This is a genomic window from bacterium (assembly GCA_035380285.1).
Taxonomy (GTDB): Bacteria; Auribacterota; Erginobacteria; order Erginobacterales; family DAOSXE01; genus DAOSXE01.
Window position 1 is genome coordinate 50,870 of sequence record DAOSXE010000001.1, and the last position, 25,565, is coordinate 76,434.

Annotated in this window: 24 protein-coding genes; 15 read left to right on the top strand and 9 right to left on the bottom strand. The window is 64.1% G+C overall.

Annotation, left to right across the window (positions count from 1 at the left end):
* The first annotated feature begins 9 nt into the window (after positions 1–9).
* The 5 genes from PLZ73_00255 (at position 10) to PLZ73_00275 (ending at position 2,579) form a co-directional block, all read left to right on the top strand.
* Entirely contained in the window at positions 10–456 is a 447-nt protein-coding gene (locus PLZ73_00255; GenBank protein HOO76305.1) for a hypothetical protein, read from the top strand.
* Between the two features lie 92 nt (positions 457–548).
* A complete protein-coding gene (locus tag PLZ73_00260) occupies positions 549–749 on the top strand; it encodes a type II toxin-antitoxin system HicB family antitoxin (GenBank protein HOO76306.1) in 201 nt (66 codons plus the stop codon).
* Positions 746–958, top strand: coding sequence for a type II toxin-antitoxin system HicA family toxin (locus tag PLZ73_00265; GenBank protein HOO76307.1), 213 nt, complete (start codon positions 746–748; stop codon positions 956–958). Before PLZ73_00260 ends, PLZ73_00265 begins: the two co-directional genes overlap by 4 nt.
* A gap of 189 nt (positions 959–1,147) precedes the next feature.
* Complete coding sequence (locus PLZ73_00270; protein ID HOO76308.1) at positions 1,148–1,957, top strand: zinc-dependent peptidase; 810 nt, start codon at positions 1,148–1,150, stop codon at positions 1,955–1,957.
* 112 nt (positions 1,958–2,069) lie between these two features.
* On the top strand, positions 2,070–2,579 hold the full coding sequence (locus PLZ73_00275) for a hypothetical protein (GenBank protein ID HOO76309.1): 510 nt from the start codon (positions 2,070–2,072) through the stop codon (positions 2,577–2,579).
* A 52-nt stretch (positions 2,580–2,631) separates the two neighbouring features.
* Here PLZ73_00275 and ahcY read toward each other — a convergent pair whose 3' ends face one another.
* From ahcY to PLZ73_00290, 3 genes are all read right to left on the bottom strand, one after another.
* Positions 2,632–4,083: an adenosylhomocysteinase gene (ahcY, locus tag PLZ73_00280; protein ID HOO76310.1), complete on the bottom strand. Its 1,452-nt coding sequence runs from the start codon at positions 4,081–4,083 to the stop codon at positions 2,632–2,634.
* 126 nt (positions 4,084–4,209) lie between these two features.
* Positions 4,210–5,292, bottom strand: coding sequence for an LptF/LptG family permease (locus PLZ73_00285; GenBank protein ID HOO76311.1), 1,083 nt, complete (start codon positions 5,290–5,292; stop codon positions 4,210–4,212).
* 13 nt (positions 5,293–5,305) lie between these two features.
* Complete coding sequence (locus PLZ73_00290) at positions 5,306–6,406, bottom strand: LptF/LptG family permease (protein ID HOO76312.1); 1,101 nt, start codon at positions 6,404–6,406, stop codon at positions 5,306–5,308.
* Between the two features lie 84 nt (positions 6,407–6,490).
* Here PLZ73_00290 and PLZ73_00295 point away from each other — a divergent pair, with 84 nt between their 5' ends.
* Genes PLZ73_00295 through PLZ73_00310 form a run of 4 tightly spaced genes read left to right on the top strand, consistent with a single transcriptional unit; the run spans position 6,491 to position 11,321 of the window.
* Positions 6,491–8,185, top strand: coding sequence for a glycosyltransferase family 39 protein (locus PLZ73_00295; protein HOO76313.1), 1,695 nt, complete (start codon positions 6,491–6,493; stop codon positions 8,183–8,185).
* Positions 8,182–9,912, top strand: coding sequence for a DUF3416 domain-containing protein (locus PLZ73_00300; GenBank protein HOO76314.1), 1,731 nt, complete (start codon positions 8,182–8,184; stop codon positions 9,910–9,912). Before PLZ73_00295 ends, PLZ73_00300 begins: the two co-directional genes overlap by 4 nt.
* A 15-nt stretch (positions 9,913–9,927) precedes the next feature.
* Positions 9,928–11,091: a glycogen synthase gene (glgA, locus tag PLZ73_00305; GenBank protein HOO76315.1), complete on the top strand. Its 1,164-nt coding sequence runs from the start codon at positions 9,928–9,930 to the stop codon at positions 11,089–11,091.
* Positions 11,088–11,321 carry a DUF4405 domain-containing protein gene (locus PLZ73_00310; GenBank protein ID HOO76316.1) on the top strand — a complete coding sequence of 78 codons (234 nt, stop codon included), beginning with the start codon at positions 11,088–11,090 and terminating at the stop codon, positions 11,319–11,321. The genes glgA and PLZ73_00310 overlap by 4 nt, the downstream gene beginning before the upstream one ends.
* Before the next feature lie 48 nt (positions 11,322–11,369).
* On the opposite strand, the gene PLZ73_00315 is transcribed toward PLZ73_00310, so the two are convergent.
* Positions 11,370–11,729 carry a hypothetical protein gene (locus tag PLZ73_00315; GenBank protein HOO76317.1) on the bottom strand — a complete coding sequence of 120 codons (360 nt, stop codon included), beginning with the start codon at positions 11,727–11,729 and terminating at the stop codon, positions 11,370–11,372.
* Positions 11,730–11,774: 45 nt separating this feature from the next.
* On the opposite strand from PLZ73_00315, the gene PLZ73_00320 reads away from it, so the two are divergent.
* Positions 11,775–13,322 carry a glycoside hydrolase family 3 protein gene (locus PLZ73_00320; GenBank protein HOO76318.1) on the top strand — a complete coding sequence of 516 codons (1,548 nt, stop codon included), beginning with the start codon at positions 11,775–11,777 and terminating at the stop codon, positions 13,320–13,322.
* 9 nt (positions 13,323–13,331) lie between these two features.
* Here the strand turns inward: PLZ73_00320 and thrC are convergent, their stop codons facing one another.
* The 4 genes from thrC to PLZ73_00340 all read right to left on the bottom strand — a co-directional run bounded on the left by thrC (position 13,332) and on the right by PLZ73_00340 (position 19,246).
* Positions 13,332–14,717, bottom strand: a complete 1,386-nt coding sequence (gene thrC / locus PLZ73_00325; GenBank protein ID HOO76319.1) for a threonine synthase — start codon at positions 14,715–14,717, stop codon at positions 13,332–13,334.
* 70 nt (positions 14,718–14,787) lie between these two features.
* A complete protein-coding gene (locus tag PLZ73_00330; protein ID HOO76320.1) occupies positions 14,788–16,140 on the bottom strand; it encodes an FAD-dependent oxidoreductase in 1,353 nt (450 codons plus the stop codon).
* Between the two features lie 96 nt (positions 16,141–16,236).
* Positions 16,237–17,007: a glycosyltransferase family 2 protein gene (locus PLZ73_00335; protein HOO76321.1), complete on the bottom strand. Its 771-nt coding sequence runs from the start codon at positions 17,005–17,007 to the stop codon at positions 16,237–16,239.
* Positions 17,000–19,246 carry a choice-of-anchor Q domain-containing protein gene (locus PLZ73_00340; protein ID HOO76322.1) on the bottom strand — a complete coding sequence of 749 codons (2,247 nt, stop codon included), beginning with the start codon at positions 19,244–19,246 and terminating at the stop codon, positions 17,000–17,002. The genes PLZ73_00335 and PLZ73_00340 overlap by 8 nt, the downstream gene beginning before the upstream one ends.
* A 77-nt stretch (positions 19,247–19,323) precedes the next feature.
* On the opposite strand from PLZ73_00340, the gene PLZ73_00345 reads away from it, so the two are divergent.
* Genes PLZ73_00345 through PLZ73_00365 form a run of 5 tightly spaced genes read left to right on the top strand, consistent with a single transcriptional unit; the run spans position 19,324 to position 24,220 of the window.
* Positions 19,324–20,091 (top strand): MBL fold metallo-hydrolase, encoded by a 768-nt coding sequence (locus PLZ73_00345; protein ID HOO76323.1) that lies wholly within the window; start codon positions 19,324–19,326, stop codon positions 20,089–20,091.
* Positions 20,088–21,458: a Mur ligase family protein gene (locus PLZ73_00350; protein ID HOO76324.1), complete on the top strand. Its 1,371-nt coding sequence runs from the start codon at positions 20,088–20,090 to the stop codon at positions 21,456–21,458. Before PLZ73_00345 ends, PLZ73_00350 begins: the two co-directional genes overlap by 4 nt.
* A gap of 4 nt (positions 21,459–21,462) precedes the next feature.
* Positions 21,463–22,791, top strand: coding sequence for a folylpolyglutamate synthase/dihydrofolate synthase family protein (locus PLZ73_00355; GenBank protein HOO76325.1), 1,329 nt, complete (start codon positions 21,463–21,465; stop codon positions 22,789–22,791).
* Between the two features lie 2 nt (positions 22,792–22,793).
* Positions 22,794–23,984, top strand: a complete 1,191-nt coding sequence (gene nagA, locus PLZ73_00360; GenBank protein HOO76326.1) for an N-acetylglucosamine-6-phosphate deacetylase — start codon at positions 22,794–22,796, stop codon at positions 23,982–23,984.
* Positions 23,981–24,220 (top strand): hypothetical protein, encoded by a 240-nt coding sequence (locus PLZ73_00365; protein ID HOO76327.1) that lies wholly within the window; start codon positions 23,981–23,983, stop codon positions 24,218–24,220. Before nagA ends, PLZ73_00365 begins: the two co-directional genes overlap by 4 nt.
* A gap of 45 nt (positions 24,221–24,265) precedes the next feature.
* Here PLZ73_00365 and PLZ73_00370 read toward each other — a convergent pair whose 3' ends face one another.
* Positions 24,266–25,543, bottom strand: a complete 1,278-nt coding sequence (locus PLZ73_00370; GenBank protein HOO76328.1) for a glycosyltransferase 87 family protein — start codon at positions 25,541–25,543, stop codon at positions 24,266–24,268.
* Positions 25,544–25,565: the final 22 nt, after the last annotated feature.

Sequence of the window (25,565 nt, forward strand, 5' to 3'; positions counted from 1 at the left end):
ATTTAAACGATGACTGCGTTACCCCAAAAACCGAACAACAGCCGCGGCTGGCGGGACACCTACTACCACCGGCTGCTCGGCCTCAAAGCCGCCCAGCGCGTCGAACGGATACTCCCGCTCTTCGAGCAAGAACGGCCCGACGACGAACGTCCCCGCCGGGCGATCGCGGTGCTGCGCGCGTGGGCGGAAGGGAACCGCGAACTGAGCATGCCGGAGGTGCGGAGACTTTCGCTCGCTGCTCATGCCGCGGCCAAAGAGGCCGTGACCGAGGCGGCGAAATGCGTCGCCCATGCGGCCGGTCAGGCCGTCGGGACCTGGCATGTCCCGACCCACGCGCTGGGAGCGTTCGAATACGCCGGGAGGGCATTTATCCTCAAGCGCCTTGCGAGCGGGACCGCCCCGAAGCGCCGCCCGCGCGCGACAGACAAGAAAGCCGAACCGGGCCGGCGAGGCTGACGGCGGCCCGAGGGCGCCCCGTTGTATAGGAGGAGATCACGGCCTTGCAGGGTGATTTGTGTTAGTGTACCATTTCCCTGGGAGGTCGGAGAATGAAGATTGATGTCGAACGCGAAGAGGACGGGCGCTGGATTGCGGAAGTTCCCGAGTTGCCTGGCGTGATGACATACGGGAAAACGCGAGATGACGCCGTTTCCAAGGCGCAGTCGTTGGCGCTCCGTGCTATCGCCGACCGACTGGATCACGGCGAGTCGATTCCCGAACTCTCCGAACTCTTTGCGGTTCCTGCATGAGTCAGTGGCGCTCGACGCGCGCTCCGCGCGTACTCGCCGCACTCCTTCGTATTGGCTGGACAATCAAGCGCCGGTCCGGTTCCCATCGTGTGCTGTCTCGTCCCGGTTGGGCTGACTTCATCTTCGCGTTTCATGACCGAGTCGAGATCGGCCCGCGCATGCTCGTGCGCATCGCCAAGCACACGGGGTTGTCGCCGGACGATCTGTAGGCGCAGCACGGCATCCATGACCACGTCGCCGGTTTCGCTTGGCTCAACGGGGCTGAGGCAAGGTAGAGCCTACACCTCCGCGGGTCGCCGGCGTCCCTCCGGCCGACGGTCAACCGCGGTCCCGTTCGGACAAAAGTACTCAGCTTGTTTCGTTTCCGGTCGACGAAGCCAAAGAACCGGGAAGTTTCAATGTTCGATTGGTTTCGCGAACGTCGCCGGAAAAAACTGATCCGGGCCGTTTTCCCTCCCTCATGGGAGGGAATAATCCGCCGCAACGTAGCCCACTACTGCATGCTGGAAGACGCCGAGCGTGCCCACCTCCGCGCCCTGATCCAAGTCTTTATCGCCGAGAAAAACTGGGAGGGCGCCGGCGGCCTGGAACTTGACGACGAGATCCGGGTCACAATTTCGGCGCAAGCCTGTCTGCTGGTTCTGAATCTTCCCCACAACTATTACCGGAACGTCCGATCCATCATCGTCTATCCCTCCACCGTGGTCCCTCCGCAACGCAAACTGGGTTCGTTTGAAAATCCGGTCGCCCCGGTGGATATCGAGCAACCGATTCTCGGGCAGGCATTCCTGCGGGGGCCCGTCATTGTTGTTTGGGATGCGGCTTTGCGCGGAGGTCGTCATCCGGAGTTGGGGCACAACGTCATTTACCACGAATTCGCCCATAAACTGGATATGCTCGATGGCGCCGCCGACGGCACTCCGCCCTTGCGCAACCGGACCGAATACCGCGACTGGATTCACGTTTGTTCGCGTGAGTATCGACGTCTCGGACGCGATGCGGCGCTGGGCAAGGATTCATTTCTCAGTGCCTACGGCGCGACCAGCGCGGCGGAATTTTTCGCCGTCGCGACGGAGAAATTTTTCGATCAGCCGCGATTATTGATCGAACAGGCTCCGGAACTGTATCGTGTTTTACAAGAGTACTACCGTCAGAATCCCTACGAACGTGTGACCAAGAAGAATTGCCGGAAGGAAATCGCAAATTAACTCGATGAAGGATTCAAGTCTTCAAATCCTTTAACGAATTCCTCAAACGGACGCGGGCCTTTACCCGGTCGACCGCGGGCCCGTTCGGCCGGTAACAACCGGAGAACACTGCATGAGAGACCGGCGCTTCGTGGCGGCGCATCGAGGCGGCCCGTTGGACCGGGACGGCCATGTTCTCCTGGCTCGCTGGGCCGCGGACTGCGCCGAGCGCGTGCTCCCGCTGTTCGCCCGCTGCAGCGCCGACCCCCGCCCGAAAGACGCTGTGGATACAGCCCGGAAATGGGCCGCTGGCGAGGTGAAGACCGGGGCGGCCATGAAGGCTTCGCTGGCGGCCCATGCCGCGGCGAGGCAAGCCACCGCTACAGCGGCGATCGCCGCGGCGCGCGCGGCGGGTCAGGCCGCGGCGACCGCCCACGCCGCCGATCACAGCATGGGCGCGTTATTGTATGCATTGAAGGCGTTGGAGGCTTCCGGGAGCCCGTCGAAAGCCGAACTGCGGGCACGGCTCGCCCGGCTCCCCGGGCACCTGCGCGAACCCGTCGCCGCGGGGGTGTCCCTGCGCTTGAAGAAACTCGGCATGGGGAAGGGGAAGGCGCCGAGGCGGGGCCCGGAGCGCAGCTGACCTGCCCCCGTCACAGGATCGCTTGTTGAATCGGCCTTCCGCGCCGGAAGCGTCAATAGCGGTAATGGTCCGGCTTGTACGGACCTTCCGCCGGAATCCCCAGGTAGCGTGCCTGCTCCGGCGTCATCCGGGTCAGCTTCACGCCCAGCTTCTTCAGGTGCAGCCGGGCCACTTCCTCGTCCAGGAGCTTGCTCAGGGTGTAGACCCCCGGCCGTTTGTCCCCCCGGGCCAGGTCGATCTGGGCCAGGGTCTGGTTGGTGAAGGAGTTGGACATGACGAAACTGGGGTGGCCGGTGGCACAGCCGAGGTTGACCAGCCGCCCCTCCGCCAGGAGGAAAATGCTGTGCCCGTCGGGGAAGAGGTAGCGGTCGACCTGGGGCTTGATCGTGATCTTGCGGATTCCCGGGAAGGATTCCAGTTTCGAGACCTGGATTTCGTTGTCGAAATGGCCGATGTTGCAGACGATGGCCTGATCCTTCATCCGGGCCATGTGCTCGATGGTGACGACGTCGCGGTTGCCGGTGGCGGTGACGACGATGTCCGCCTCGGCCACCGCGTCCTCCAGGGTCACCACCTCGTATCCGGCCATGGCCGCCTGCAGGGCGCAGATGGGATCGATTTCGGTCACCAGCACCCGGGCGCCCAGCCCGCGCATGGATTGCGCCGAGCCCTTGCCCACGTCCCCGTACCCGCAGACCACCACCACTTTCCCGGCCACCATGACGTCGGTGGCCCGCTTGATGCCGTCGGCCAGGGATTCGCGGCAGCCGTAGAGGTTGTCGAACTTCGACTTGGTGACGGAGTCGTTGACGTTGATCGCCGGAACCAGGAGGGAGCCTTCTTCCATCATCTGGTATAGGCGGTGGACGCCGGTCGTGGTCTCCTCGGAGATCCCTTCCAGCTCTTCCGCGACCCGGTGCCAGATCCCGGGATTTTCCCGCAGCAGTTTCTTCAGAAGCGCGTTCAGCTCCTGCTCGTCCGCGCCTTCCGCGGGCCGGTCCAGCAGTTGCGGGTCGTTTTCGGCCGCGAAGCCGCGGTGGATCATCAGGGTGGCGTCCCCGCCGTCGTCGACGATCAGGTTCGGCCCCGAGCCGTCCGGCCGGATCAGCGCCCGGTAGGTGCACTCCCAGTAATCGGCCAGGGACTCTCCCTTCCAGGCGAAGACCGGAACCCCGGCGGCGGCTACGGCGGCGGCGGCGTGGTCCTGGGTGGAGAAGATGTTGCAGGAACACCAGCGCACCTTGGCCCCCAGGGCGGCGAGGGTCTCGATCAGGACCGCCGTCTGAACGGTCATATGCAGGCTGCCGGTGATCTTTTTCCCCTCCAGAGGGAGCTGCGAACCGTATTTGGCCCGGGTCGCCATCAGGCCGGGCATTTCCTTTTCCGCGATCTCGATCTCCTTGCGCCCGAATTCGGCCAGGCCGATATCGGCGATCCGATAGTCGTTTTCGGCCGGCCCCGGCGTGGGCGCCGGGGTTTTTTTCCGGTACGTCGTCTTGCTCATCGAACTTCCTTGGGGTTCAGGTGTACGTTGTCATTGCCGAAGTAGGGGGAGATTACGGGGAAGGGGGAAATAAATCAAGGCGGGATTGCGTTCCCCGCCCCGGGGCGGCCCTTCCGGCGGTTGCGCTCAGTTCAACCGCGCCAGCATGTAGGCCCCCATCCCCCCGAAGACGATATTCCCGATCCAGGCCGCCAGCCACGGTGCCAGTTTCCCTTCCTTGCCGAAGGCTCCGGACATGGTGTAGAGAACGTAATAGAGAAATCCCAGAAGCAGGCTGACTCCCAGCCCCGTCAGCCAGTTTCCCTTCCCGACCCGGATCCCGAAAACCACGCCGATCAAACCCATGATCAGGCAGGACAGCGGCAACGCCAGTTTCTGGTGAAGTTCGACCTGGGCCGGCCGCAGGATCGATTCCGGAAAACCCCGCTTGCGTTCCAGCAGTTCCTTCAGTTCGGCGTAGCTGAGGCCGGAGTTCTCCTTCCGGCTTTGGGTCAGATCCTCGGTGGTTATGGAAAAATCGAAGGCTTGTTTGGTCAGAACCTGTTTTTCGGGAGGCCCGGAGAGGGGAAAGGTGAAGATGAAACCGTCGAAGAGCCACCAGGCCCCGTCCAGCCAGGCCGCTTCCTCGGCTTCGATCCGGCGGTGGGCCTGTCCGTCGGCCCGGCGTTCGTAGACTTTCACCCCGTTCCCCGAAGCGGTGTCGGGGTTGAACCGCTCGAAATAAAATTCGCGGTTGGTCACCGGATTGAAATACGTCACGTCCTTGAAGGACCTCCCCAGGAGGAACCCGTCTTCTTCGTACTGTTCCTTGAGCAGGTTGGATTGCTTCAGGGCCCTGGGGGCCACGAATTCGTTGAGGAAGAAAACCGCGACGCTCACCAGGAAACTGATGAGGATGAGCGGTGCCACCGCCCGGTAGATGTTGATCCCCCCCGCGCGCATGGCCGTGATCTCGTTGGTGTGCTGAAGGCGTCCCAGGGAATAGATCAGGGAGAGGAGGATGGCGATGGGCACGATGAAGATGAAGACCGAGGGGATGAAGAGGATGTAGTAGCGCACCGCGGCCAGCGGCCAGTTGGGGAGCCGGAGGAAGTCGTCCAGGTGCTCGAAGAGGTCCCCGATGATGAAGAGGATGACGAAGGCGGCCAGGCAGTAGGAAAAGGGGAGGAGAAACGCCTGAACGACGTAGCGGTCGAGTATTTTTACCATCGTTCTCCTCCGCTTAAATCCGGGTGTGCTTGACGGTCAAAAATATCCCCAGCCCCATGAAGAGGAGGTTGGGGATCCAGACGATCAGGTAGGGGAAAAACCGGGGTTCGTCCTCGATGGCGTTGGCGAAGAGAATGAAGATATAGTAGATGAAGAGGACCGCCAGGCTGATGGCCATTCCGATCGACTTCTCCCCCCGGTGGGTGGTGATGGCCAGGGGGATGCCGATGACGACGAAGGCAAGGCAGGCCACGGAGAGTGAGAAGCGCCGGTGGAGCTCGGTGGTGATCCGGGAGACGTCCGCCGGGTCGCCCCCGGAGCGCAGGAGCTTCTTGCGGTGGGCCACCACCTCCCTCCCGGTCATGTCCTTGACCCGTTTCTTGACGTTTTTGGCGTCGCCGAAGAGGTCGCTGACGTCGATGGGGTAGTCCAGGACCCCGAACGTCGTCCTGGTGCTGATCTGGGGGTTGTCGGGATCGTACTCGTCCAGGCTCCCGTCCTCGAGGTGGAGGTAGCAGAGCTTTTTCTCGGGGTCGGTGACGAGTTTGGCTTTCTTGGCCAGGATGACGTTTTTCAGCATCTCGTTCTCGTACTGATAGATGGAGATGTTGCGGAAGTAATCGCCTTCCCGGTTGCGGATGTTGATGGCGTAGCCGGGGAATTCCATGAACTCGCCCGGTTCGAGCAGGACTTCCGGTCCCTGGATCCCCACCTGCTGCTTGAGCAGGCGGATGTTGAAGGTGTTGCGGGGGATGATCTCGTTGTTGAGGATGGTGGAGCCCAGGGTGAACGCCAGGCCCAGAAGAATCACCGGGGTGACGATCGTCTTCAGCCCGATGCCGCTGGCCCGCATGGCCGTGATCTCGTTGTCGGCGGAGAGGCGGCCGAAGACGAGGAGGGTCCCCACCAGCAGCGACATGGGCACGGCGTAGTCGAGAATGCTCATGATGATGAAGGCCATCAGCTTCACGACCACGAAGGGGGACATGCCCTTGACCAGGTAGTCGGCGATCTTGATCAGATTGCCCAGGCAGAGGATGCCGACGATGACCACCAGGATGATGAGGGTGTGGTGCAGGACCATGCGCCCGATATATCTTTGCAGTATTCTCATTTCAAACGGGTATGATAGTATACGCGCCCGGCAACCAGGAAGCTTATATTCCCCGTACTCCCGGGGAGAGAGGGGGAAGAGGAGATGACGGCCGGCAGAACGCCTTCCCGGGTCAGATCGGCGGCGGCGTTTTTTCTCGTTTTCTTCCCCGCGGTCTATCTCGTTTCCCTGGGATCCGGGGCCCTGATCGAACCGGACGAGGCCCGGTACGGGGAAATCCCGCGGGAGATGATCGAAAGCGGGGATTTCCTCACCCCCCGCCTCAACTACGTCAAGTACTTCGAAAAGCCCCCCCTCTACTACTGGCTCACCGGCGCTTCCCTGGCCCTGCTGGGACGCAACGAGTACGCGGTCCGGCTCCCGACCGCGGTCATGGCCCTGGCCGGGATCGCTCTTACCGGTCTCCTGGCCCGGCGGTTCTTCGGCCCCCGCGCCGGCCTGCTGGCCGCGGTGGTCCTGGGTTCGGCGGGGGGATACCTGGCCATGGGCCAGCTGGCCGTCATCGACATGACGCTGACCTTCTTTCTGAGTACGGGGACGGCTCTGCTCATGCTCGCCGCGTTGGGGGAAGAGAGGGGGTGGGACCGCGGCGCCGCGCTGTTTCTGGGCCTGGCGGTCCTGGCCAAGGGCCCGGTCGCGCTCGTGCTCCCGGCCGTGGTCGTGACGGGCTATTTTCTCCTGACCCGGGACCGCGGGCTGTTCCGGCGGGTGGTTTCGGCGCCGGCGGCGCTGATCTTCGCGGCCGTGACCGTCCCCTGGTTCCTGCTCGTCAGCCTGAGAAACCCGGAATTCCCCGCTTTCTTCTTCTACCACGAGCACCTGCAGCGTTTCTTCGCCTCTTCGGCGCGCAAGGCCTTTCACGCCGAGCCCTTCTGGTTTTTCTTCCCGGTGCTGCTGGCCTTGATCTTCCCCTGGCTGACGTGCATTCCGGCCGCGGTCCGGGAAGTCCTGCGGGGAGGCTCTCCGGAAACGAGGAAGCCCCTGGCCTTCCTCACCGCCTGGTGGGCCGGCATCCTGATCTTCTTCAGTATCTCCAGTTCCAAACTGATCCCCTACGTGCTTCCCTGCCTGCCGCCGCTGGCGGTCTGGGTGGGGTGGGGGATCGATCGGATTCTGGACCGCGGAACCGGGAAGCCCGGGAGCGCCGAACTGCGGTTCGCCGCCGCGCTCCTCGCCCTGATCGGGCTGGGTCTGGGCGGCTACCGCCTCTTCGCTCCGGAACCGCTGCTTTCCCCCGCCGCCTGCTTCCTTCCCGCCGCCGCCGCGCTCCTGGGGGGTGCCGCGGTCTGGGTCGCCGGACGCCGGCCCTCCCTCTTCTCCTTCTGCCTCCTGGGGGCGGTTTCGGCGGCCGTGGTCTCCTCGAGCCTGGCCCTGATCAGAAGTTCCCTGGAAGACTTCCGCTCCACCAAGGCCCTGGCGATGAAAGCTCTTTCGTTGCGCCGGAACCGCGAACCGTTTTATAGTTTCAACTTTTACGCCCAGGGGTTTCCGTTTTACACCGGGGAACGGCTGGTGCTGGTGGACAGTCTCGGCGAACTGCGGTTCGGGGCCTACCGGGGGTCCGAGGAGAACCGGCGCTGGTTCATCCCCGGAACGCGGCTGCGGCGGAAGATGGCCGGAGCCGAAGAGGTGTTCGTGGTTTTCGAGGAAGAAGACGAAGATTCCATGCAGTGGATATCCCGGGGCGATATGGAGATAGCGGCCCGCACCGGGGGGTATCTGTTGGCACGAAACCGACGCTCGCCCGGATCGAGCGAAGAAGAGGTCAAACCGGAATGAAAAAAACGATCGAGATCGGAAATCTCTATCCCACCATCGCCGACGGCAGTTTCCCGGTCAAGCGGGAGGTCGACCGGCCCTTGCGGGCTACCGTCGAGGTATGCGGCCCCGGCAGGAAGAAGGTTGAGCTTCTCTGGAGAGAAAAGGAGAAAGCGCCCGGGAACTGGAACCGGGTCCCCATGAAGCGGGTTTCGCCGATCAGGTGGGAAGGGGAGATCCCGATCCGGCGCTGCGGCACCTATCTGTTTACGGCGGAGGCGTCCGTGCCCGGGTCGAAGCCGGAGCGCTACGGTCTGGAGCAGGAGCTTTGGGTCGGGACGGAACGCTCCCGTTTCGCGGCCTGGTACGAACTTTTCCCCCGTTCCCAGGGAACGGTCCCGGGGCGCCACGGAACCTTCAAAGACGTGGAGCGTCGGCTGCCGGAGATCAAGGCCATGGGGTTCGACGTCATTTACGTTCCCCCCGTCTGCCCCATCGGCCACACCAACCGCAAGGGCCGCAACAACAGCCTCGTCGCCGCGCCGGACGACCCGGGCACTCCCTGGTCGGTGGGGAACGAACACGGCGGCCATACCGCCATCCACCCCCTCCTGGGAACCGAGAAATCGTTCCGGCACCTGGTTTCGCTTCTGAAAGACATGGAGATGGAGCTTGCCCTCGATTTTACCTCGAACTGTTCCCCCGACCACCCCTGGATCAGGGAACACCCGGGGTGGTTTTTCCGCAACCCCGACGGGACCATCAAATACGCGGAAAACCCCCCCAAGAAATACGAGGACGTCTGTCCGCTCAACTATTACCCCAAAGACCGGGAAGCCATGTGGCAGGCGCAGCTCGATATTTTCCTGTGCTGGATCGAGCGGGGGGTGACGACGTTTCGGATCGACAACCCCCACACCAAGCCCACGGAATTCTGGGCGTGGCTGATCCGGGAAATCAGGAAAGTCTGCCCGGAGGCGGTGTTCCTCTCCGAGGCCTTCACCGATTACGACAAGCTCGAAGAACTGGCCCGGGCCGGCTTCACCCAGTCCTATTCGTACTTCACCTGGAGAAACGGGAAAAACGAGTTGATCGAATATTTCCTCAAGCTCACCGGGACCTATCTGAGCGAATTTCTCCGGGTGAACCTTTTCACCAACACCCCCGACATCCTCCCCGAATACCTCCAGACCGGAGGGAAACCCGCTTTCAAAATCCGCGCCGCCCTGGCCGCGACCCTTTCCTCGGTATACGGAATCTACAGCGGATTCGAACTGCTGGAGAACAAGCCGCTGGTCCCCGGCAAGGAATCGTACCTGGATTCCGAAAAATACGAAATCAAGGTACGGGACTGGGACCGGGCGGGAAACATCAAGGACTATCTCGCGGCTCTCAACCGTATCCGCCGGGAGAATCGGGCTCTTCGCTACTACGATAATCTCCGCATCCTCAGTTCCACCGACGACCAGATCCTATTTTACGGTAAAATCTCCCCCGGCAGAGACAACATCGTCGTCTGCGCGGTCAACCTCGATCCTTTCGCCTCCCACACCGGCCGCATTACCCTTCCCCTGGAGGAGTTCGGGATCGGCTCGAACGAGGAGTACCGGGCGGTCAATCTGCTCGACGGGGTGCCGGAGCCGTGGCGGGGTAGGGAACAGATCGTCACCTTGGATCCGGAAGTCGAGCCCGCCGCCATCTACCGGATCGAGAAACCGGCGCCGTCGGCGACCCGGGACGACCGCTAACGAGAAGGAGGAAGCATGAAAGTCACGTTCATAACCCGGGAATATCCGCCGAATGTGTACGGAGGCGCCGGAGTTCACATCCGGGAACTGGCCCGCTGCCTTTCGGAATTGATGGAAGTCGAGGTGCGGTGCTTCGGAGACCAGAACGAGAGCAACGGCATCAGGGTCAAGGGCTATGAGATCGATCCCCGGCCCCATTGTCCGGCGCAGCCGAAGTTCGACGCTCTCTTCAACACGCTCTACACCAACCTGGCCATGCTGACGGACGGCATCACCGGCGATGTCATCCATACCCACACCTGGTACGCCCACCTGGCCGGTTTCCTGGGCAAAAAGCTCTACAACATGCCCCATGTCGCCACTTCGCACAGCCTGGAGCCGCTGCGGCCCTGGAAAGTCGAGCAGCTGGCGGAGGCTTATCATGTCTCCGCCTGGATGGAAAAGGTCGGGCTGGAAAACGCCGACCGGGTGGTGGCCGTCTCCAAGATGATGAAGGAGGACATCGTCGCCAACTTCGACGTGGACCCGGAGAAGGTGACGGTCATTCACAACGGGATCGACCTGAATAAGTACCGCCGCCGCCCCCTGTCGCCCGAGGTCCGGGCCCACTACGGCATCGAGGAGGATTACGTGCTGTTCGTCGGGCGCCCCACCGCCCAGAAAGGTATGGAGTACCTGATCGACGCGGCCGACGATATTCCGGTCCAGGTGGTCATCGAAGCGGTCGGCGCCGACACCAAGGAATACGAAGACCGGATGGCAGCCAAAGTGGAGGGGAAGAAGAACATCCTCTGGATTCACGAGAACCTGGGGGACGAGATCAATGCCGGACTCTACTCCTCGGCCAAGGTGTTCATCTGCCCTTCGGTCTACGAGCCCTTCGGAATCATCAATCTGGAGGCGATGGCCTGCGAAACTCCGGTCGTGGCCAGCGCCGTGGGGGGGATCATGGAAGTGGTGGTTCCGGGAGAAACCGGTTTCCTCGTCGAACCCGCCGCCGCCGGGCAGATCGCGGAAAAGGTCAACGAACTTCTGAGCCGGCCCGACCTGGCGCTGAAGATGGGCCGCAACGGCCGGAAGCGGGTCGAGGACTATTTCAGTTGGGAATCGATCGCCCGAAAAACCAAGGCCATGTATGAAGAACTCCTCCACGAAAAAGCCCCCGTGCCCGCTCCATGAATAGGTCCCGGGCTCTCAAGGTACTCAATCCCCTTCTCGCCCTGGTTTTCCTGACCCAGATCCTTTCCGGGGTCTTTCACGAATACCTGGACCACGATGTCTTCGAGGTGGTTCACGAAACCGGCGGAATAGTTTTGGCGGGATTGGTCGTTCTTCACGTCGGGCTCAATTGGAATTGGGTCAAGGCGACGTTCTTCGGGAAGAAACGGCCTCCGGCCTCGAAGCCCTGATCGGGTTTCAGGAGGAGCATCCGGGGCCGTATGCGCCGCCCCCGGGGGTCACGTCCCGGCGGCGCCGGTTTCCCGGTTGTAGCGTTCGTTCCGCTCCCACTGGCGGCGCCAGGACTCGGCGTATTTGTTGATCCAGTCCAGCATGGCGATATTGCCGAGGTCGCAGCCCGCTTTCTCCGACTCGATCCACTTATGCTTTTCGATCTCCTGGAGCTGTTCCTCGGTGGCTTTGCGCACCTGGGTTTCGCGCCAGGCCTGGGAGTGGTGGTTCAGCCAGCTCTGAATGGTTTCTTCCATGCTGACGAAACGGCAGAAACGCTGGGAAAGGAAATAGCGGTGAACTTCTATCGCCCGCCATTCCGGGGGAGAAAAGCTGTGAGGATCCTGGGTGTCGCCTTCCGGGCTCACTCTCGATTCCTATTCTTATCGAATCATAATACTATAGTTTAGTCGATGAACGTGCCCGCTCTCAATCAAAAAACAGTCGGCTTGGATGGCCCCGATCCCGGCGCCGTCTTCATGATCGGCTTTTTCGGCCACGCCCCCGCTCCCGAGTTGGAGCGCATGGTTCTCGATGAAAAGGTAGGCGGGGTCATTCTCTTCGGACGCAACATCGATTCCGTATCCCAGACCCGCGAGTTGATCGGCCGCCTCCAGGAACTCAGAGCCCGGGTCCGCGCCGACCCTCTCCTGGTCGCCGTCGACCAGGAAGGCGGCGCCGTCAACCGCTTCGTCGAAGGGGTCTCGGTCTTTCCCGGCAACCGCGCTCTGGGCGAAACCGGGAACCGGGATTGGGCCTACCGGCAAGGGTTGGAGATCGGGCGGCAGCTGCGGGAAATCGGGGTCAACGTCAACCTGGCGCCGGTTCTCGACCTGTACGAGATTCCCGGGAATCCGAGCACCGGAATCCGATCCCTGGGCCCCGACCCGGCCCGCGTGGCCGACCTGGGCGCGGCCCTGGTCCGGGGGTTCCTGGCGGGCGGGGTGATCCCGGTCGCCAAACACTTCCCCGGCAAAGGCGCGGCCCGCGTCGATTCCCATTTCGGGCTTCCCGTGATCGACCGGGGGAGGAGCCTGCTGGAAGCGCGGGAGTTGGAGCCGTTCCGGGCGGCGTTCGCCGCCGGCCTTCCGGCAGCGATGGTCTCCCACGCCGCCTACCCGGAGTTGGAGAGGGGGAAGGCCGTCGTTCCCGCGACGTTTTCCGACCGGGTGCAGCGGGATTTGCTCCGGGAGAGCCTGGGTTTCCGGGGGGCGGTAGTGACCGACGATTTGGGGATGGGGGCCGTCCGGGGTTCGGCTTCCGCCGCCGCCAGAAACGCCCTGATGGCAGGCGCGGATTTGTTGCTCCTCTGCCACTCCCCCCAAGCCCAGGCCGAGGCGATTTCTTCTCTGACCCGCGACAGCGCCGCCGACCCTCGACTGAGAGAGCGGCTGCGGGATGCCGCCGCGCGGTTGGCGCCGCTCCGGCAGATGGCCGCCCGCCCAGTTTCCGGTTCCGTCCCCGCCGACGAAGCCCTGCCCGGGACGATCGCCGCCGCCGCCGTCCGCTGTTTCCGGGACCCGGGAGGGCTGCTTCCCATCGACGTTTCCCGCAAACCCGCGGTCGTCCGTTTTCTTCCCCGGGCGGGGACCGGCGCCGAGGAGCGTTCCGGTTCCCGGGGAGCCGGTTTGGCCGATGTTCTCTTCTCCGGGGGGGCGGAGGTTTCCCCGTTCGACATCGACGTCGATCCTTCTCTCGAAACCGCCCGCCGGATCGAATCCGCCGCCGCCGGCGGCTTGACGGTGGTCTGTACCTACGACGCCTACCGGTTCCCCCTCCAGCGGGCGCTCCTGAAAAGGCTTCCGCGCGCCGGCATCGTCGCCGTCGCGGTCCGCGACCCTCGTGACGTCGAGCTCTTCCACCCGGACTGGACCGCGCTCGCCACCTACGGCCATACCGCCGTTTCCATGGCGGCGGCGGCCGACATGCTTCTGGGCCGGTCGGCAAAAAGACGCGGATGAGATTCCCGCTCAGACTTTCCCGGAGAGGTTGGCCAGGAGAAACTCCCTGAACTCCGGGTAGGTGCAGCCCATCGGCATCGGGCTTCCGCTTCTGGAATCAAGGTCGCCGAGCGCGGCGGGGGCGTCGGGGTGGAACCCCAGCAGCGTTTCGATCTCTTCGGGAAACTTGGCGGGATGCGCGGTCTCGATCGAGAGGCAGGGGTTGAAATCCCCCTCCTCGGCCAAAAATTCCCGCAGGCCCTTCCAGCCGACGGCCCCGTGGGGCTCGAGCAGGAGCCGGTGTTCCTTCCACGCCGCCAGAATGGTGCGGCGGGTGGTTTCGTCGCTGACGCTGACCGAGCGGATCCTCCGGCGCATTTCTTCGATATCGGGCAGGCGGTAAACGGTGCCGTCCTTGTCCACGGTGCCCCCGTAAACGTCGAAGAAACGGGCAAGGTTGCTGGGATGCCCGACGTTCATGGCGTTGGAGAGACACGTCCGGGACGGGGAGACCTTGCGGTAGGAGCCGTCGGCCAGAAAACGGGGGAATTCGTCGTTTTCATTGGTGGGCATGAGCAGCCGCCGCAGGGGAAGCCCCATGCGGCGGGCGATCTCGCAGCCGAAAGCGTTGCCGAAGTTCCCCGAAGGGACCGAAACCACGATTTCTTCCCCGGCGTCGGCGACCTGGGCATAGCCCCAAAGATAGTAAATGCTCTGGGGAAGGACCCGGCCGATGTTGATGGAATTGGCCGACGTAAGGTTGAGATCGGCCAGGCCGGGGTCGAGAAACGCCTGTTTCACCATGTTCTGGCAGTCGTCGAATTTGCCGTCCACCACCAGGGTGCGGACGTTTCCCCCGATGGTGTCGAGCTGTTTTTTCTGGCGGGGGCTGACCTCGAGCCGGGGGTAGAGGATGCAGACGTCGATCCCCTCCACGCCCTTGAAGGCTTCGCCGATGGCGCTGCCGGTGTCTCCGGAAGTGGCGACCAGAACATTGAGCCGCCGCCGGGGGTCCTTGAGCCGGGACATGAGCCTCGACATCAAGCGCGCCGCGAAGTCCTTGAAGGAGGCGGTAGGGCCTTGATCGAGACGCATGACGAACTTACGGTCGTAGACCCGTTCCAACGGCACCGGGAAGTCGTAAGCGTCCCGGACGGCCTCCTCCAGGCCGGCGTCGTCCAACTCTCCGCCCAGGTATTCGCGCATGACCAGAAACGCCGCTTTCCAATAAGGAGCGTCCCGCAGCGCGGAGATGTCCCCGGTTGAAAACGAGGGGAACCGTTCCGGGAGAAACAGGCCTCCGTCCGGGGCCTGCCCCGCGATCAGGGCTTCGCGGAAGCTGACGGTTCCGGCGAACGGCGCCCGCCCGGCGGTGTCGACGGCGCGGTTGGTGCTGTAGTATCGAATTTTTTTCATCTCCTGAGTCCCGGGCGTTCCCGCGGGAACCGAAACCGCCCGTTTCCCCGGTAAAAAAGCGCCGGGAGCTTCACCCGTGCCGGTAGCTGAGAGTGATGGCCATGGCCGCCCGGGTCAGGGGATATGCCGTGGGCGGGGCGGTCAGAAGAGGATGGGTCCCGATCTGGGCGGTCATGATCGAACTCACCGTCATCCGGTTCTGAATCATGATCCCGATCAGGTTGGTGAGTTCCCCGGTACCGTCTCCCCCCATGACCTGTCCCCCGATAATCACTCCCGATTCCCGGGAGGCGATCAGTTTGACCAGCTGTATCTGAGTCCCGGGCATGGTCCCGGGGTGTTTATCCGCCCCCTGAAACGATCCGGTGACGATATCGAATCCCCGTTCCCGGGCCAGGTTTTCCTTGACGCCGGCCACCCCGAACGCGGTCGTCCCCACCGCGGTGGAATAAATGGCGATGGTGCCGCCGAAGGTCTTGACCGCCGAGAGGCTATAGAGGTTCATGGCCGCGATCCGGGCTTCGGCGCACGCGGTGGAGGCGAGCATCACCGGAATGGAGTCGCGGGTGATGAAGCTTTTCTTTTCGGCGCAGTCCCCCACCGCGAAAACGTCGCGGTTTTCGGTCATCATGTATTCGTTGACCTGGACGAAGCCCATGCGGTTGAGCGGGATCCCCGCGGCCTCGGCCAGCCCGGTAGCGGGGATATAGCCGGTGGCCAGGATGACGGCGTCGGATTTTATCTCTTCGCCGCTTTCCAGGCGCACCCCCGTGACCCGGCCCTTTCCCATAACCTCCCGGACCCCGACCCCGGCGACGACGTTCACCCCTCGGTCCTTGAGGATCTCCTCGGCCTTTATCGTCAATTCGGGGTCGAAGGCCAATTCCAGAACATGGGGGAGCTTTTCGATCAAGGTCACCCGTTTGCCGGATTTGGTCAGTTCATCGGCGACCTCGACTCCGATAAAGCCGCCGCCGACGATGATTACGGACCCGCATTCGCCCAGGCGTCGGACCATCCGTTCCAGGTACTCCTTGTCCTTGGGGATGAGGAAGAGGTTCTCCCGTTCTTTGCCGCGGAACGTCTTGGGGACCGAGGGGACCGAACCCAGGGCCAGAACGAGTTTCTCGAAACCGATCGTTTCCCCGCCCGCGGTGGCGCAGGTCTTGGCCTCCTGGTCGACGGCGACGACTTCGTCGATCAGCAGATCGACTCCGGCATTGAGCAGAACCCGATCGGGGATAAGATCCTGATCGATGCCCCGGAGAGTCGCGAAGATATAAGGGATCCCGCAGGGAGTCAGAACCTGCTTCTCCCGGCGCACCAGCAGAACGCTTTTCCCGGGATGAAACGCCTTGGCGGTGGTGGCGGCCACGATCCCCGAGGCGCTCCCTCCGACGACCAGCACATCCGTTTTTCTCATAACCGCGCTCCTTATCCTTTTCCGGAGAAGACCAACACTAGCACAAATCGCGCGCCCCGGCCACGCGTCCGTTTTCCGCAGGGAGCCGCAGGCCGGTCAATAAAGCGTCCGGGGGGGCGTGGACTTCAGGCCCGCGAAAAGAGGGGAACGAACGATCCCGAGGCGGTTGAGACGGAAGAGAACCGAGGTCCGCAGAACCCCCAGGCCGTAGAGGATGCTGGAGGCCAGGTCGATGGAGGAAGCTTCGGCGAAATAGCGGGTGGGGCAGGAAATTTCGCCGATCCGGAACCCGGCGTAGATAGCCTGCGCCAGAATCTGGTTGTCGAAGACGAAATCGTCGGAATTGTCCTCGAAGGGGATCGCCTCCAGCACTTCCCGGGAATAGCCCCGGTAGCCGGTGTGATACTCCGAAAGTTTATGGTGGAGCAGGAGGTTCTGAATCAGGGTCAACACCCGGTTGGCGACGTATTTATGCAGGGGCATTCCCCCCGCCAGGGCCCCCACCCCCAGGATTCTGGAACCGAGGACCAGGTCGTAGTGGCCGATCGAGATCAGGCTTGAAATCGCCGTCAGCAATTTGGGGCTGTACTGGTAGTCGGGGTGAAGCATGACGACGATGTCGGCGCCCTCGGCCAGGGCCGCCCGGTAGCAGGTCTTCTGGTTGGCGCCGTAACCCCGGTTGGTCCGGTGGATGATGGTCTTGATTCCCAGTTCCCGGGCCTTGGTCACGGTGGCATCGGTGCTGTGGTCGTCGACCAGAAGGACGTCGTCCACCAGCCAGGACGGGATTTCCCGGTAGGTCCTCTCCAGGGTCAGTTCCGCGTTGTACGCCGGGAGCACGACCACGATTTTTTTCCCGTTAAGCACCGGGTCCTCCCCCTTCGGTTCCGTAAAAGACTCGGGTCATTCCGCGGATGAACCAGCGGGGAGGATCACCCCGGAGGACCCCGGTGTCGTCGCTCCCGTCCCCGTCATAATCGCCCGTCACCGGAATATCTCCGGGTTTCCCGAAAAAGAAGCGGGATCTTCCCCGGATAAACCAGCTTCCGTTCGAACCCCGGTATACGGCGATCTCCTCCGTCCCGTCGCCGTTGAAATCGGCGGGAACGGGCATGTCCGATGCCGCTCCATAATAGGCTCTCGCCCCCTCACCGGTTATCGCCCAGCAACCGGTACCGGGACGGAAAACGGCGGCTTCGACGCTGTCGTCCCCGGAATAATCGGCCGGGACCGGCTGATCCCGGTCCCGGCCCCACCAGAACCGGGTCTTTCCGCGATAAGCCCACAAGCCCGCCCCGGGACGGAAAAAACCGGCGTCGATCCGCCCGTTCCCCCGAGTATAGGGGGGCAGGACCAGATCTCCGGGGGCGCCGAAATAAAACCGGGTCTCTCCGCGCACCGCCCAGCGCCCGTCGCGGGAGCGATAGACCGCGGGCCGGGCGCTCCCGCTCCCGGAATAATCCCCGGCCACGGGAACGTCTGCCTCTCCGCCGAAAGAGAATGCGGAAAAACCGCGGATGGTCCAACGTCCGTCCGACTCCCGGTAGGCGGCGAAATCGTCGGTTCCGTCCCCGTCGAAGTCGCGTCCCCGCCGGGCCGAGCCCGGATCGAACTCCAGCGGTCCGATGTCGATGCCGGCCCCCCGGGGGCGGCAGAAGCCGCGGATGTCGAACCCGGGGAGCGGCCCGCCGCCGCCGTTTCCGGCGTCGACGCAGGGCGAACCCGGCAGCAGGGAAAAAGAATGCTCGCCGGCGTTTTCCAGGAGGGGATCGGCTCCGATGTTGCCGGAACAGCCGGGGAGAGCGTTCAGCTCGCCGGCGTCGGCGGCGGCGACCTTGCCCGAAAACAGGCCGCCGGGCATATCGAAAAAGCAGCAGTTGCGGACGGCGAGGTCGCCGGTCCCCAGGTAAAAGGTGTGGTCGAGCCCGATAAAGACGGTATTGACGATTTCCAGGGGTCCGGCCGCGTCCGTGTCGTAGGCGAACGTGCCGCAGTAACCGACCGATTTGCTTCCGATCAAGGAGTTGACGATACGTCCGGGGCCTTGCCGGTAGATAACGGCGCCGTCGTCGATGGGGGTGCAGCCGTAGACGATCGAATCGATCAGTTCCCCGTTTCTCCAGAACTTGACGGCGTTGCGGCCGGCGCCGACGACCGAAGTGCCGATCACCGAGCAGTCGCTGGCCTTGAAGTCGAGGCCGTCGCCCGCCGGGCCGACGATCAGGCACCCCGCCACCAGGATGTCGGAACTGTTGACCACGGCCACGGCGTCGAGAGAGGTGTCGTTTCCGCCGGTCGAACGTCGAAACGAGCAATCCGATATCCGCATCCCTTTGACGTTGGCGTCGTTCTCGTCCCCGATATTGACTCCGATATCGGCTCCTTCGACCTCGACGTCTTCGAGGATGAGTCCTTCGATCTGGTATTTGACCCCGGGCCCGTCGGGATCGAAGCCGTCGGGCCCGTCATAGACGTCGGAGAGAAGGTAGGAAGTGCTGAAAAATTCGGTGATGAACCCCTCGCCCCGGTGCCTGAACTCCCGGGCCCGGATATCGACAAGGGAAACGTTCTTCATGGCCGCGCTCTCGAGGGGGGCGCCCAGATAAAACGGGTTGGACCAACCCTCGAGGGTGAGGTTGCGGAAGGCGAGGTTGGCGTAGGGGCCGGAGGCCTGGAAGAGATGGGCCGCTCCCCAGGAATCCGGATCGCCGGGCCAGAAGGAGGGCCGGATGACCGCTTCTTCGCCCGTCTTCCCCTCGATCAGGAGATTCCCCCGGGTTATTTCCAGGTATTCGTGTTCGACGGGCCGCAGATAAACACCCCCGGCGAGTTCGATCCGCATCGGTGTTTGGGGGTACTGGTTGGCGAGAATGACGGCGCCCCCCAGGGTCCGCTTGGGCGCCTGGGGCGACGTTCCCGGATTGCCGTCGTTCCCCCCCGGGGCGACATAGACGACCGTTTCTCCCTGGGGTTGCCAGGGAGTTTCGGGGACGTCCCCCGGTTCCAGGTAGGCGCAGGCGTCGAGAACCCCGGAGAGGGGAGGGCATGTCCCCCGGGAACCCGGGGCCGATACGATCGCCGCCAGAGCCATGGAAATCGCCAACATTCTTTAACCTGAGGTGACGGCCGTTGTTCTTTATACTAACATAACACGAGCTCGGTAGTGAGGCCACAGGGGGAGAGATGAAGATAACCGTCATCGGTTCGGGAACGGGGACGCCTTCCCCGCGGCGGAAAGCGCCCGCGCTTCTGGTCGAAACCGGCCGTCGGAAGATGCTTTTCGACTGCGGCCCGGACACGCTCCACGGCCTGGCCGAGGCCGGCTGCTTCCCCGGCGACCTGGACCGGGTCTGGATCACCCATCTTCACCCGGACCATAGCCTGGGCATCCCCCACCTGCTTTTCGCCTGCCGTTACTCCCGCCCGCCGCGCCGCCGCCCCCTGGAGATCGCGGGACCGGCGGGTCTGAAGCGGGCGCTCGCCGGCTTCCGCTGCGTTTACCCGGACTGGCTGGAGGCCCGTGAGTACGAATTGACGGTCCGGGAGCTGGCCCCGGGCCGGTATCTCGACGAAGATATCGCCGTTACCGCCCTTCGGGTCGTCCACGGCCCCGAAAGTCTGGGATACCGTCTTTGCGCGCCCGGGAAGGGGATACTGGCCTATACGGGCGACAGCGCCTACTGCCCGGCCCTGGTCGAATTGGGGGCCGGGGCCGATCTTCTGGTCGCCGAAGCCTCCTTTCCCGCGGGCCGCGCTGTTCCGGGTCACCTGACCCCCGAACTGGCCGGCCGCGTCGCCCGGGAAGCGGGGGCGCGGGAGCTGGTGATCACCCATCTGTATCCGCTCTGCGACTCGGTCGACGTCCACGCCCAGGCCGCCCGGGAATTCGCCGGCCGGATCCACGTGGCCGAAGACGGGATGACGGTCACGGTGGGGGAAGGGGGCACGTGAGCGGGAGAATACATTTTTGCGGGATCGCGGGAACGGGTCTGAGTGCCCTGGCCCGGTTGGCGGTCTGGCGCGGGCTGCGGGTCAGCGGTTCGGATCGTTTTTTCGATCGGGGGGAGTCGCGGGAACTGCGGCGGGCGCTGGAGAAGGAAGGGATCGTCATTCTTCCCCAGGACGGTTCCGGGGTCAGCGGGGCCGAAACGGTCGTGAGTTCGGCGGCGGTCGAGGCGGATATCCCCGACGTGGCGGAGGCACGGAAAATGGGAGTGTCCGTGGTCTCCCGCGCCGCCTTTCTCCGGGAATGGGGACGTCCATACCGCCGGGTGGCCGTAGCCGGGACCAACGGGAAGTCGACGACGACGGCGATGCTGGCCTGGATACTGCACCGCCTGGGGCGGGACCCGACGGTGGTCCTGGGGGCCGAGCCGCGGGGCGACTGGGGCGGAGAGGGCAACGCCCGCGCGGGAGGATCGGACCTCTTCTGCTTCGAGGCCGACGAAAGCGACGGGGAACTGGATTCCTACCGCCCCGAAGTCGGAGCGGTTACCAACATCTCGGAAGATCATTTTTGCCTGGACGATCTGGTCGGGATCTTTCAGCGCTTCGCCGCCTCCGTGACGGAGACGCTGGTCGTCAACCGGGATTCGTCGCCGTGCCGCGCACTTTTTCGGCACGCCCGTTCCTGCACGACTTTCTCCCTGGAGGGGGAGGGGGATTACAACGCCTCGGAGGTGGAATTGAAGCCCGCCGGTTCCCGCTTCCGCTGGAATGAAATCCCATGCTTCATTTCCCTCCCCGGCGTTCATAATGTCGCCGATGCCCTCTGCGCTTTGACCGTCGCCGCGGTGCTGGGCGCCGATCCCCGTTCGGCCGCCGACGCCCTGGCTTCGTTCCCCGGGTTGGGAAGGCGACTGGAGGTGGTGGGGTACTCCGGCGGAACCGCGGTTCTCGACGACTACGCCCATAACCCGGCCAAGATCGCCGCTTCCCTGGCCGCGGCGCGGCTGCTGAAGAAACACCTGGCGGTAGTGTACCGGCCCCACGGTTTTACCCCGCTGGCCCGTTTCCTTGCCGGGTACGCCCGGGCCTTTTCCGCGGGGTTGGGACCGGAGGATCTCCTGGTTCTCCTCCCGGTGTTCTACGCGGGGGGCACCGCCGCGGAGGGGAAGGGCAGCAGGGACTTGGCCGTCGGGATAACCGGGGGCTGCCGCGTCCTCCTGGCCGACGACCTGGACGAGGCCGCGGCCGCGGTGGAGCAGGCCTTGCGCCCGGAAACCGCGGTTATTTTCATGGGGGCCAGGGACCCGGATCTTTCATCCGGCGCCCGACGGTTTTTGTCTTCGCTGCGCGACCGGGGGGGGGAAGGGTGAGGAGATGCGCTACCGGGAGGCCTTGGAATATCTGTATTCGCTGAGGTTGTTCGGGACCAAGCTGGGACTCGACAATATCCGCGAAGTGCTCCGGCGCCTCGACCACCCGGAAGCGAATATCGATTTTTACCACGTCGCCGGAACCAACGGCAAGGGCTCCACCTGCGCCTTTTTGAACAGCCTGCTCGGCCTCACCCGGACCCGGGTGGGATGCTTCACCTCCCCCCATTTGGAAGACTTCCGGGAACGGATCCGAGTCGACGGCAAGGCGATAGGGAAGAAGGAAGTCTGCCGTTTGCTGGAACGCCTGGCGCCGGTCCTGGAGGGCGTGGCCCGCGCTCCGGGCTGCGCCCACCCCACCTACTTCGAAGCCGTGACCGCCCTGGCCCTCTGCTATTTCCGGGAACGCGGGGTCGAAGCCGCGGTCTGGGAAGTGGGAATGGGGGGGCGGTTGGACGCCACCAACGCGGTCGTCCCCAAGGTCGCGGTCGTCACCACGGTGGCGATGGACCACTCCGCGTATCTGGGGAACGACCTGGAGAGCATCGCCGCCGAAAAGGCCGGTATCGTCAAATCCGGGGTGCCGACGGTGACGGGAGACCTTCCACCGGAAGCCCAGGGGGTGGTGAAAAACGCCTGCCGGATTCGGGGGGCGCGACTGTTGCGGGCATCGTCGCTGTTCTCCCGGACGGAGCCGGAGGTGGCCGGTTCCCGAAGCGTCTTTACGGTGGGTTTTCCCGACGGCCTCGGCGTAAAACTGGCTCTGCGCCTCCTGGGGCGGCATCAGGCCGACAACTGCCTCACCGCCCTGGCGGCCTGGTGGACGGGAGAGGCCGGCGCCGCCGGGCGCCTCGACCGCGGCCGGGTGGCCCGGGCCCTGGAGGAGACCTTTTGGCCGGGACGCTTCGAGATCATGCGCCGCGGGGGGATAGAGTTCATCGTCGACGGCGCCCATAATCCGGCGGGGGCCCGGGCCCTCGCCGACGTCCTGGGCCGATACCTGCGGGGGCGCCCGTATTCCCTGATTCTGGGGGTCCTGGCGGACAAGGACGTGGACGGTATCGTCCGGGAACTGGTTCCCGGGGCCCGAGTGGTCCGGACGGTTACGGTGGCGGGCAGCAGGGCCCTTCCCGGGGAGGAACTGGCGGCCCGCTGCCGCGCCGCCGGGGATGACGGAAGGATTATTTCCTGCGAAACCCTTGAGCGGGCGATCGGGGATTGCTATAGTGGCGCAGAGCCCGTTTCGACCGTGGTGGTCGCCGGATCGCTCCGGCTGGCGGGGGCGGCTCGGGGGATGATCGGGTCCCGGGACCGGCGGACCCGGAGGGGATGAAGATGACCGAATCTGGAACCGTTGCCATCATTCATGCCATAATCCTGCGGCCCAACCGGGAGCCGCGGAAAGGAAGCATTCTCATCCGCGACGGGAAGATCCAGGAACTCCTTCCCGATCAGCTTCCCAGTCTTTCCCGGAGCGTCCGCAAGATCAACGCCGAGCGTAATTTCGTCGCGCCCGGATTCATCGATCTGCACGTCCATGGCGCCGGCGGCCATCATTTCAGCGATCGGCCCTACCGGAATCTCTACGGAATTATCCGCACCCTCTACCGGTTCGGGACCACTTCCTGTCTGCCCACGCTTTCGGCGCTCTCGCCCGAAGAGATTCTCGAATATATCCGCTTCATCAAGGGTCCGGCGTCGAAATCGAAATACCGTTCGTCGATTCTGGGCCTCAACCTGGAAGGACCTTTCATCAGCATCGGCAAGCGCGGAGCCCAGCCCCTGCGTTATATCCGCAAAGCCGACCCCGATTGCCTCCGGCAGTTCCTCAAGGAAGCCGACGGGTTGATTAAAATCATGACCCTGGCCCCGGAACTGCCGGGAGGAGAGGACCTGATATCGCTCCTGACCGCCAGCGGCGTGATCGCGGCCATCGGCCATACCCAGGCCGGGTACGACGAGACCCGAAAAGCCGTGGAGCGGGGTTTGAACTACGCCACGCATATCTTCAACAGTTATCCGCCCCTGCACCACCGCGAACCCGGCGCCCTGGCCGCCATTCTCGAGGAAGAACTCGTCAACGCCGAATTGATCGCCGACGGGGTGCACGTTTCCCCGGTTCTGATCCGGCTTCTGTTCCGGCTCAAGGCCTTCGAAAGGATTCACCTGGTCACCGACGGCACCGCCGCCATGGGGAAGAAGCTGGCCAAGTTCACGATGGGAGGGAGGGACGTCTCCGTCGCCGACGGCCGGGCCAGCCTGAACGACGGCACCCTGGTGGGATCGGTTCTTCCCATGAACCAGGCCCTGAAGAATCTGGTCGAATACACGTCGGTTCCGCTCTCGCGGGCCATCTCTCTGGCTACGCTCCATCCGGCCCGCGTGCTGGGCATCGATCACGTCAAGGGAGACCTGGGCGAGGGCATGGACGCCGATCTGGTCATCTTCGACCGCAAATTCACCGTCAAGCGGACCATGGTCGGGGGAAAAGAAGTGTTTCCCCATCCTCCCGGATCGGGGAAATGATCCGGTTCGTTTTCAGGACGGCGGCTCTCCTGGTCCTGGCGGCCCTGGTATACGGACTGGTGCTTCTCTACCGGGAACAGCCGGAAGAAGAACAGGAGGCGATCCGGGCGCGGGTGTGGGGGGCCTTCCGCGATATCTCCCTGACCCTGGGCAAAGCCGGACGCCGTACCGTGGAACAGGGGATCGGCCTTATCTCCGGGGCCGAAGAGAAGCCGGGCACGGAAAACGGGGAGTGACCCGCCGGCCGCGTTCCCCCTCCCGCGGAGATACGAGCGCCCCCTCTAGCCCGGGCGCGCTTCCGGGGTCGGTCTTTTCCCGACGATTTTTCCGATAAGCCCGATCAGGAGGAGAACGGCTCCGGTCCCGACGGCCAGGGTTTCGGCCGGAATTCCCGGTGGGGGGACGACCGCGAGCATGGGATCGAGAGCGATGAGAGCGAACCCCGCGGCCCCCAAAAAAATCTGCCATCCTTTCGCGGGGGGAGAGGTCAGGATCAAAGCCGCGGGAACGGCGAGAAGATAGTAATGGATCCAGACCAGGCGGGAGGAAAGGATGAAGACCAGTGCGCCCAGGGCGATCGCCGCCTGCCAGGAAGAGGAAAAAATCTCGGGGCTCCTCATCCGCCGGCGCGCGCCGGCGGCGACGGCCGCCGCCGCGACCCCGAAGAGCCCGAGCGCCAGGGGAATGCTCAGATCGGTGCCGGCCCAACGGGAGAAGTACCAGCCCGGGGCGTAATTTCCCAGGCGGGGAGGGATGATGTCGGGAGGCATGGCCGCCGCCGCTTCCACCCATCGTTTCCAGCACCCGATCCCGCCCCAGGCGACGGCGGCGGCGGCCACGGCCGTGGCCCCTCCCAGCGCGGCCCCGGCGAAGAAGCGTCCGGCCGCGGCCGTCTTCCTCCAGGCCAGGAGCGACACCGCCGCCAACCCCGCCGCCGGCGCCAGGTTGGGTTTGAAAGCCACCGCCAGGCCCAGAAGAAACCCGGCGAGCCCGTACCCGGCCGGGCCGTCGCGCGCACCCGCCCAGAAAACCGCTCCCAGCATCCCCAATTGGAGACGGTTGACGTTGGCGGCCCTGAGATCGGCTGCCGCCGGCTGATAGGCGAGGAGGAGGAGCAGCAGCAGCAGGGGAGGGATCCAGGGCCGGGAACGGGCGGCGGCGCCGCCGGCCGCGGCGAAGACGACCAGGGCCGCCGTGCCCGCCAGCTGGAAGAGATCGAGCGCCCGGGAGTAGGGAAGCAGGGCCAGAGGAGAGAACAGAGCGTAGAGAAAGGGAGAAGAGTAGACTTCCAACTCCCGGCGAAAGCCCGCGGCCGCCCGCCACCGCCGGTCGGTTCCGGCGTACGGAAATTCCCGGACCACGCGGTCTTCCCAGCTCTCCCCCTTTCCTCGACCATAGAGGTCGAGGGGCGCCCCTCCGGCCATAATCCTGCCCACGGACCAGTATTGATAAAAATCGATCCCCTCGTAGCGCCCCGCCGAAGCCGCGACCAGCCCGGCCGCAAGCAGGGAGAGAGACCAGAGTACGGTAGTGACGACGGAACCCGCCCGGTTTATCATAGTGACCGCAGACCGGAAGAAA